We start from the raw sequence: 1,715 nt of genomic DNA on the forward strand, positions 1-1,715 counted from the left end.
CGTCTAGGCAAAGAACAGAAGAAGGAACCGGCTTAGGGCTTGCCATAACAAAATCTATTCTTGATATGCTTGGGGCGACCATCCAGGCTGAATCCCTCAATGGTCGAATCATTTTTACCATTGTTTTTCAAAGTGAATCCATGCAAGGGGAATCATTTTAACTCATTTTTTGAACATCTTCCATTTACCCGAGTTGACCTTACATAAAGCTCAAACTGAGAGCCAGAGCTACGCCAGCACCTATCATGGCAATTGTGTAGCCAATTATGATAGCTCGGCCAAACTGTGCCCCCCCTGTCATCCATGCAATTGTCGCTTTGCTTAACATGTTGCTCAGTGTGGCCAGCCCTAGCGCGACAGCAGCCACATTTGTTGTTAAGCCTTCAGTACTATGCAGGCGGGCAAGTGAGACTAAAATAGCATCTACGTCTGCTAGCCCAGAAATAGTCGATAATACGAAGATGCCGCTGGTGCCCAACCATTGTTTTGCTGCCGGGACCAAGACTGCCATGACAGCCAGGAAAGCAGCGAAGCTGAATGCTGTCCCAAGATCAAAAGGAGCCATTGCTTCTATTGTTCGATCGTTGTTTTCAGCGCTGGTAATTTGGCGTTGTCTCCACAATGCCATACCCAGCAGAAGGATTCCCGCAATCATCATTGCACCACCAAAAGTGCTTAGCAATGCTGGCTCAATGACGCCTATCAGCACAACCATACGAAAAAACATGATGCCACAGGCAGCCAATGTTCCAGAAATAGCAGCACTGACCATGACGGGGTGCTGGCGTGTATAGCGTGCCAGTGCGACAGTTGCAGCTGTAGAAGATGCCAAACCACCCAATAGACCTGTCCAGAGTATGCCTCTTTCTGAACCGGTGAGCCGCATGGCAAAATGACCTGCCAGAGAGAGTCCGGCAATCAGGATCACTGCCCACCATAACTGGTAAGGATTTAATGCAGCAAAAGGTCCCATACCCGTATTGGGTAAGTAAGGTAATATAACGACAGAAAGTACCAGTAACTGTAGAGATGCGGTTAATTCACGATGTTCGATCAAGCGTAACCAACCATGTAAGGTTGGCTTGAGATCCAAAAATACAGCCACGATGACAGCCGCTGTTAATGCTAAAGTAACATTACCATGGGATGCATATGCACCTAGAACTAATGTCAACAGCATCGCGATCGTCGTGGTAGCGCTTAAATTACCGGAAATTTTTGCGGTACGCGCGTAGGATACCGTAAGTAAAAGGGAAAGCCCTAATACGGCTGCGACTAGTGGCCAAGGCCCAAAGTTTGGCTGTAGATGACCCAGCACTCCTCCGAGTAATCCTGTCAATGTGAAGGTACGTAGGCCTGCTACTCGGCTGCCTTCTGGCAGTTCGCGATCATTCCATCCTCGTTCTAAACCAATGAGCAGGCCGATGGCAAGTGCTGCAATCAGGCCTGATACATCTGGTGGAAGAAAAAGACTCTCTATCATAGCTTTTTATGTCGCAGGCGAAGGGCATTCGTGATCACTGAAGCGGAGCTAAAACTCATGGCCAAGGCCGCAATCATGGGTGACAACAACCAACCGGTAAATGGGTAGAGTACGCCAGCTGCTATTGGGATACCCAAGGCATTGTAAAGGAAAGCAAACATGAGGTTCTGTTTCATGTTGCCAACAGTAGCTTCCGAAAGTGAACGGGCAACCGCGATACCGCGTAAATCTC

Annotated in this window: 1 protein-coding gene and 2 pseudogenes; 1 reads left to right on the plus strand and 2 read right to left on the minus strand. The window is 48.2% G+C overall.

The features are described 5' to 3' along the window. Window positions 1-161: pseudogene (locus tag ACNPNW_RS06380) on the plus strand (heavy metal sensor histidine kinase); the annotation flags it as partial. A gap of 38 nt (window positions 162-199) precedes the next feature. On the opposite strand, the gene ACNPNW_RS06385 reads toward ACNPNW_RS06380, so the two are convergent. Further along, window positions 200-1,483, minus strand: coding sequence for an MgtC/SapB family protein (locus ACNPNW_RS06385; RefSeq protein WP_074947798.1), 1,284 nt, complete (start codon window positions 1,481-1,483; stop codon window positions 200-202). After that, window positions 1,480-1,715 (minus strand): annotated as a pseudogene (locus ACNPNW_RS06390) (heavy metal translocating P-type ATPase); the annotation flags it as partial. The gene ACNPNW_RS06385 and the pseudogene ACNPNW_RS06390, both read right to left, overlap by 4 nt.

This window comes from Acinetobacter endophylla, from assembly GCF_053543775.1.